The sequence below is a fragment of the Bacillus sp. HY001 genome (assembly GCF_007558965.1).
GTDB lineage: Bacteria > Bacillota > Bacilli > Bacillales > Bacillaceae_G > Bacillus_A > Bacillus_A mobilis.
Window position 1 is genome coordinate 1 of sequence record NZ_VLTE01000134.1, and the last position, 6,692, is coordinate 6,692.

General features: G+C 32.2%; 6 protein-coding genes. All 6 read right to left on the reverse strand.

Annotation, left to right across the window (positions count from 1 at the left end; translation table 11 throughout):
* On the reverse strand, nt 1–704 hold a 704-nt coding region (locus FOT98_RS29140), incomplete at its 3' end, for an S-layer homology domain-containing protein (RefSeq protein WP_144291200.1).
* Between the two features lie 192 nt (nt 705–896).
* The gene (locus FOT98_RS29145) at nt 897–1,292 is read right to left on the reverse strand and encodes a DUF4320 family protein (protein ID WP_001181745.1); all 396 of its coding nucleotides are present in this window, start codon (nt 1,290–1,292) and stop codon (nt 897–899) included.
* 25 nt (nt 1,293–1,317) lie between these two features.
* Nucleotides 1,318–1,767, reverse strand: a complete 450-nt coding sequence (locus FOT98_RS29150; RefSeq protein ID WP_001168864.1) for a hypothetical protein — start codon at nt 1,765–1,767, stop codon at nt 1,318–1,320.
* Between the two features lie 16 nt (nt 1,768–1,783).
* Nucleotides 1,784–3,283, reverse strand: coding sequence for a hypothetical protein (locus FOT98_RS29155; RefSeq protein ID WP_000239320.1), 1,500 nt, complete (start codon nt 3,281–3,283; stop codon nt 1,784–1,786).
* Nucleotides 3,284–3,302: 19 nt separating this feature from the next.
* Nucleotides 3,303–4,256 carry a hypothetical protein gene (locus tag FOT98_RS29160; RefSeq protein WP_001002940.1) on the reverse strand — a complete coding sequence of 318 codons (954 nt, stop codon included), beginning with the start codon at nt 4,254–4,256 and terminating at the stop codon, nt 3,303–3,305.
* A 709-nt stretch (nt 4,257–4,965) separates the two neighbouring features.
* On the reverse strand, nt 4,966–6,102 hold the full coding sequence (locus tag FOT98_RS29165) for a hypothetical protein (protein ID WP_000557422.1): 1,137 nt from the start codon (nt 6,100–6,102) through the stop codon (nt 4,966–4,968).
* Nucleotides 6,103–6,692 lie beyond the last annotated feature (590 nt).

The following is a 6,692-nucleotide window of genomic DNA, read 5'->3' on the forward strand; positions in this document are numbered from 1 at the left end:
TTAGTCTCTTTTTCTACTGCATTAATAGAGTTATATAAGAACTGGCTATATTGTTCACGAGTTACATGTGCATATGGTGAATACATTTTACCTCCTGTACCAATAGTAACGCCATTTTCTTCTAATGCACTAATTGCTTTTAATGCCCATGAGTTTTTATCAATATCAGTAAAGGAAGTTGTCTTAGTAGCTTTGAACTTGAAAGCATTTGTAAGTACTTGCGCCATTTGTTCACGAGTTAAGACATCATCTGGACCGAATTTCCCTTCACCATAACCATTTACTAGACCTGCTTTAGCAAGTGCTCTAATTTCTTTTTCAAACAGGTGTCCTCTAATATCTGTAAATGGATTTTTGAAGCTAGCATCTGCATCTGCTGGTTTAACGTACATATAAATCATACGAGCAACTTGCCCACGAGTTACGTTGTCACCAAAACCAAAGATATTATTTCCGTATCCTTGTACTACTTTACGATTTGTTAAATCATAAATTGCTTTTGTAGACCAGTGATTTGCTGGAACATCACTGAATTTTAATGAGTCTGTGTTATCAGCCTTAGCAGTAAATGCTCCTGCTCCTAGTAATGATGTACCCATAATTGTTAATGCTGTTGCTGTTTTTAAAAATTTGTTAGCCATTGTTTGTTCCTCCAAGTATATTAGTTTTTTAATAGATTCCTTTATTGTATCGAATTTAAATATAAAATCCAGATACTTTAACATATAAATTTATAAATTAGCGTTTTTTTATAACCGCTGTTCTATATGGAAAATATTACCATATAAAAATAGGCTTGTAAAGTATTTTTATATATTTATTTATAAATATTTATTTCTAGTAAAAAAACTACACTTTTCAGTATAGTTTTTAACTCTTTATATATATTGATATTCTCAACGGAAATAGATTTGTCCCATTCCATCTTTGTTAGCCCATATTGGTGCTTTCACACTATCAATCCCTATCATTTTAAAAATAAAGAAGTGATGTTCAGCTTTTATCTTAAAATTTAACGGCTGATTATGATCCACGCGCCCTTTAGTATATTCATATTTCCATCCATCCATATTCTGCTCTTTCATTTTCTTCTCTATATCAGGAATTAGATTTACGTTTTTTCCTTCATATGTGTACTGAAAACCACCTGTTTGTTCTGCTAACTCTACTGTACTAGAAGCAAAATCATGTGCTTTTACTAACTGCATTCCATACAGTACACCTTCTGGTATAAGAGTTATCAATAATAAAGAAAGCGTTAGAAAAAGCGCTGTTGTTACTGTATTTTGCATTTCTTACACACCTACTTTTTCTTATTTATTTCACGTTTCCTCCAGCTTTCTTGTTGTCAGAATCTGCTTCATAAATAAATATGTGTCTTGCGTTACTCTTAATGTTACCTTTCTTTTCATCAAATTGTTTCGTATAACTAGCAGCTTCCGCTTCTCCTTCAACCGCAATCATTGCAGGTTGCTCTTGTACAGCATGTACAGAAAACTCTCGTTTTGATGCAGGATCCTTAAATGTTGCATTTTGTTTATAAGACTTTTCAAATTCTTTCTTTGCGATACCTGGTTCAATAGCAATTTCTTCTTGCGCTCGTAAAACACCTACTTTTACGGCTTTATCCATTGCTGTACTTCCAGCGCGTTCTGATGCAGACTTATTATCTGTGTGTGTTGTATCTCCAATAATCATATCTGTCATTAAGAATAAACAGCCAACAAATAATAATATTGAGGCGGCCCCTATAATAAATTTTTGCATCTTTCTTCACCCCTCCTTAATTTTCAGACTTCCGAAATCGAAATCCACTTAAAATGGAACTTTTCTTTTGATTCAACAATTGGTTTGGCAGTAATAACTCTGCTATTTCCTTCATTATTCCTTCAAGCTCTTTATAATAGTTCCGACTAGATAGTAACGTACTACTTTTTAATTGAGATTCAAATACATCCTCTATCTCATATGGTGCTAAAGCAGTTAATACCTTATCGCCAAAACATTCTTCTACTACTTCATGCTTTAAAAGTGCAGTAGAAAACTTATTCCCAATAATTCTCGTTTTCTCTAAAACTAAGTAAGAAACAAGTTTTCTCTCCTTTTGTGTAAGAGGATGCGCTATCTTTAACAATTGATGCAGATCTGGTTCTGCTACAAAGAAAATAAAATCTGCCATTTCACATATTTCATGGTATAAATCTTTATCCCAATCGTACCCCGCATCAATAATAGATATAGGCGCTTCTTGGTTAGCCAATAATACCTTAATAAAATGGTCAAAGTCCTGCTCTGTTTCGTTTTTCAGCTCTTGGTCCACTATAGGATTCTTTACGATATAATTTATTCTTCCTTGCTTCCATTTTGGAATTGATAATATATCAGATTCCTTCTGTAGCATCTCCTTATATCGCTGTAACATAAATTCACTACGATAGTTTTCTGGTGCTTCTGTATATCCCTTTAATAAAGGATACGTATATCCATCATCATATAGATTCTCTATATAGTTCACATCAATCTGTAGTTCATTTAAGTAAGCAGCTAAAAGATGTGAAACAAAAGTTGCACCACTTCTTTTGTTCATGCTGGCCACAACAATTGTTCTTCTCGGAATAGCAATACCTATTTGTTTTTCATATACCGGCTCAAAAGCCAATTTATATTGTTTTTTTATAATAGGTGCTTTTTGTGACTCACCTGGAACAGACTTACGCTTTTGATTGTTTTTAAATAGTTTCTTGGAGTTAGAGGAAGCTTCATTGTTGCCACCTTCCTCTAATTCACTTGATACTTCCTCTTCTTCCTCATCAACAGGAACTTCGGGTAACTTTGTTTGTTGTGGTGCCTGACTTGCGCCTACAATTTCTGCTACATTTTTAATATCCGACTCCTGTAGCAGCTGCGGGATAACTTTATTATCAATATCAATTCTACGAGAGTTAAAAATGTCATAGATACCTAGATAAATCAGTTTCGCCAAAAACTCATCATCATTTTCACGCTCTGTAAATACCACAATACGAATATCTCGATTAAAGCGAATATCTCTTAGTTTCTGTAAGATAATCAATTCACGTTTCTCTTCATGTCCCGCATCAATATTTAATCGTTTGTCATTAATACATAGAATATCGGGCTGTTCTGTATCTAGAATTTCATCTAGATACTTGATATGCATCACATCACTATCAGCTACTTCAAATCCCGCACCAATAAAATCCTCACGTAAATATGCCGTATATACAGTATCACTAATAGCTAAAACGATTTTTTTCACCATAGTTAACCTCCTACAAAATCTAACGTTGGATTAAAATCATGTTTTCAATTGGAATTTGTGCCTCAAGATGAACCTTCCCAATAATCTCATTCAAAATATACTCAATTTCAACTTGTTCCATTGTACGTGGAGCTCCAAAATCAGAATTTAGCTTTACTCGTATTTCTAATCGATCTTGTATCTCATGTAAAGGTGTACCAAGATAAAGAATGCTGTAGTATAAAACACCATCTTCAATATTTTTTTGAATCATATCTTTTGTTTGATGAATAAACGTAACCTCAGCAAGCTCAATAAAAGGATCATTAATTGTTACTTTGCTATTCCAATTTAAATTCCAAATCTCGCAATGTTCTTCCGCATGTACAACAACTCCATTAACAGAAGGCGTAATCGCGAAAAGACGATCTACAGGAACTTTGGTTAACGAGGTACTATTACCTTTCTTTAATTCAATTCCTTTTTCCATTCGCTCATGTTCAAAAGCATATTCAGCACCAGTGAATGCAACTTCGCAAAATACTTGTTCTAACAATGGACGAATCCCTTCATATGTTCGTATAGCAAATACACTAAATTCCTGTGTTTCATCTGTACGAATGATTTCGTACAATTCATATTCAGATGCATTTGCTAAGGCAAAAGGAATATCTTTTATAAAATTCGGATCAGTATATAGATTCTCAGGAATTTGCGTTTCAGGATGATTTATAAACTCAAGGCATAATTGATATCCTTTTAAAAATGCATTTTTAACAGCTGCAGGGAATAGAGTTTCAAAACGTTTCACATTATTTTTAAACGTTTTTTCTTCAATTTCGTTATTAAATTCTCTTTCCTGTAAGATATTTGCCTTATTCCCTAGTAATAAAAAGTAGTGATTAATAATGCGACTAATATCCTCTTCAAATGCTGCATTCTCCTCACAATACTTTGTAAATCGTTCTTTACTCATGTTCACAATTTCGTTCATAGCTTCAAATTCTCCCTTTTTATTGTTATTTATACAAAAAAAAGACACACCGATGGCAGGTTATGTGCCTTCGGTGTGTCCGTTTAGCTAGAAATTAAATCTATTAATTTGTATATTTCTCTTAGTTAATTGTAGTTCACGTATAAGAATACCTCTATGAATTTTAAAAGTCAATAGATTAATTACCTCCTTGTAAACTTATATTTATTCCTTCTTTCTATTTTTCTATGTATTTAATTTAAAAAAATACAAGTAATTAAATATAAATAATCCAAGTATTTTATATAAAAACAACAAGAAATATATATAACTAAACTCAATCATTAATTATAAAGAGATTCAGCAAACACCTCTAAAGCCTTGTATTACATACGTTCCTGGATATTAAGCTAAATTCACTATCGTAATATCCCCATTACATACAAGCTCTACATCATAGAAATCACAAATTAAGAAGTTAAATACCATATTACTAAGAATTCACAAGGTTAGAATCATATTACTAAGATAACCACAAGTATTGAATCGAATTATGAACATACCGAGTCGTAACCAAACATAACGTAAATCAATTATATGCTTCCGTAAAAATGCTAATAGATATATTTTCCTAAATAAAAAAGCATGTCTTCAAATTAAAGAACATGCCAAATAACCCTTGCTTTTAAGTAACTTTTTAACAAGGGTTTCCATATATATTTTTTTAAAATCACATAAATTCCGGATAAACACCATTCTTCTTATGATAATTTATCATTGCATCGTGTTTTTTCCCTGTAGACAAGTTTTTTTCCTTAAAACCTATCCAGGACTCTCTAAACTTTACACGCATAAATGCTGGAATAGAGAATATTTCTTGCTCTTTCAAACAACTTTCCACTTGATCTAATGCATAAGTCATTGCGTAAATTAATAATTCACTTTGTTTTTGTTTCGTCGGTAAATAGATTGCGATATCAACAATTTCTTGTCTAAATGCAGTCATTATATTTTCTTTATCTTTTTTACGTAACGCCTGTCCCATATGTTTCAAACGAGACACCGCTTCTTTTCTGCACTTCGCTACTGGTCTATGTAATTCTTTTTTATCATTCTCAATTACGCAGTTTGAAGAAAATACAACGTTGAACTTCTCAATGATGATTTGTTTTACCTGTTTCCTTGCACTAGTAATTCTTGTTTCATTAGATTTCTTCTCTTTAGAATCGATTGCAGTAAATTGCACGATGGGGTTAATAATTTCTATGTAGTGTCTTACTTTCTTTGCATTACGATTTAATCTCCTTTTTAAGGAAGACATCTTTCTTGTAATCTGAAACTCCTCAATTTTATGTTTATAATGTTCCATACCTACTTTTCTTGAAAAAGTATTGATTAAATCTAAAAGGAATATAATCCCTCTATTATCACGAGCCTTTACTAGACTACTCATTATCGTTGTTTGAATTAGGTGAAATGGAATACGGAAATACGATAGCGATATGCCTGTCATCTTTGCAGTTTCTGCAGTAGTGTGGTTATACAACGCATAATCTACAATTTCATATACAGTACGATTTCCAACAGGTGTTTCTTTTACGAGTCTACGCTCCAAACAAACTTGAAACCCTGTATAAATTGTTGTGTAGGGAATCCCACTTTTCTTAGCAAGATCCATTATTTGAAATTCACGTGGTAGCATTCCTATATCATTGCATTCAAAGTGAAGCAAGATGTAAGTAGCTAAAGCTGAAGATGGTAACTCTTTTCTTTCATTTTCTAGTTTTACGATGTTTAATAGTCCATCAAAAAATTTAACCCCATGAACTTTAAAGTTCTGTTGGGAAAAAGCCATTTGCGTATGCATAATGTTGCTAACTCCTTTCGAAAGAGCAGAAAAAGGCACTGTCATACCACGGATACAAAAATACTACTCTCTTAAAAGAGTAATACTTGTATAACAACGGTAAACAATGCCTAAAATTACGCAAGAAATCCCCTTTTTAAGTTGCACAAATACATAAGATACAGTAAAATTATCTTATAATTTCATGCAAAATAAAAAGGTTTATTGGCTTTGTTTACCGCGGTCGATTGAAAATTTCTTTTGGGATTTTTGTGCGGTGTACCACAATGAAGTAGTTGGCGCTATTTCATTGGGCTGATGAACCTTTTTTTGCTTTTTTATATTTTATTTTTTATTATATAAATATTTTATTATTAATAAATTTGTATCTAAAAAAATACAAAAATATAAAGTAACTACATCATATATAGTTTTTCCCATGGTTGCAAGGTGATTTTTTCAAAAGTATGACCTTTGCTAAATGACTATGTATAAATAACCACCACTCAAACACCTCGTTGAGCGCCGCTCAATCAAAAGTCAATTCACAATAAGTAAGAACAACTTAAACAGCCTCTGATCAACCGCCTGATTGTCGCTCAATTAACAAA

Excerpts from the sequence above, each read along its gene's own strand:
- FOT98_RS29145 (WP_001181745.1), bottom strand. The coding sequence starts at position 1,292 with ATGCAAAATACAGTAACAACAGCGCTTTTTCTAACGCTTTCTTTATTA.
- FOT98_RS29150 (WP_001168864.1), bottom strand. The coding sequence starts at position 1,767 with ATGCAAAAATTTATTATAGGGGCCGCCTCAATATTATTATTTGTTGGC.
- FOT98_RS29155 (WP_000239320.1), bottom strand. The coding sequence starts at position 3,283 with ATGGTGAAAAAAATCGTTTTAGCTATTAGTGATACTGTATATACGGCA.
- FOT98_RS29160 (WP_001002940.1), bottom strand. The coding sequence starts at position 4,256 with ATGAACGAAATTGTGAACATGAGTAAAGAACGATTTACAAAGTATTGT.
- FOT98_RS29165 (WP_000557422.1), bottom strand. The coding sequence starts at position 6,102 with ATGCATACGCAAATGGCTTTTTCCCAACAGAACTTTAAAGTTCATGGG.